This is a genomic window from Bradyrhizobium lablabi (assembly GCF_001440475.1).
Taxonomy (GTDB): Bacteria; Pseudomonadota; Alphaproteobacteria; order Rhizobiales; family Xanthobacteraceae; genus Bradyrhizobium; species Bradyrhizobium lablabi.
In genome coordinates this window covers 13,699-14,371 of the sequence record NZ_LLYB01000052.1, presented here as the reverse complement: position 1 = coordinate 14,371, position 673 = coordinate 13,699, and the positions used below count along the sequence as shown (strand labels likewise).

The window sequence follows — 673 nt, the reverse complement described above, 5'->3', positions numbered from 1 at the left end:
AATCCCCTCGAGACGCACTGCAATATTGACCCCGTCACCAAAGATATCGTTCTCTTCGAAAATGATATCACCGACGTGAATGCCGATGCGGAGCTCGATCCGCTTGTCCTGCGGCACGTCGATATTTTGTTCGGCCATGCCGCGCTGAATTTCGTCGGCACATCGGACGGCGTCGACCACGCTGGCGAACTCAGCAATAGCGCCGTCCCCGGTATTCTTGACGATACGTCCGTGATGCTCAGCGATTTTGGGATCGAAAACTGTTCTTTTAAGCGCTTTCAGTTNCAGCGTGCCTTCTTCGTCGATCCCTATCAAGCGGCAAGAGCCCGCGACATCCGCCGCCAGAATAGCCGCCAGTCGCCGCTCTACGTGCTCGCTGCTCAAGATGCACCCCCATTCTTGGGGAAGGCGTATGTCTATATAGCAGGATTGCGGGCCGATGTCCGGCTATGCGCATGTCCGAAATGGGGCCAACAGCGGTAACGTTGAGAACGAGCGAACGTCTTCCGGTTTGGGTCAAGGCAGACGTGAGGCGTTCAGTTCGCAGGATGGACCGAGCGAAACGATCCACTCATGTTTCAACGCAGGGATCGCTGCGCTCCACCGACTGCTGGTGACTGCGATCTGATTTTCAGCGCGCAATTGCGACAAACTGGCACGAGAGGCAAATCAT

The 673-nt window shown here is 56.0% G+C and carries 1 pseudogene; it reads right to left on the bottom strand.

The features are described 5' to 3' along the window. Nucleotides 1-284: pseudogene (locus tag CQ14_RS45940) on the bottom strand (adenylate/guanylate cyclase domain-containing protein); the annotation flags it as partial. Between the last annotated feature and the right edge of the window lie 389 nt (nt 285-673).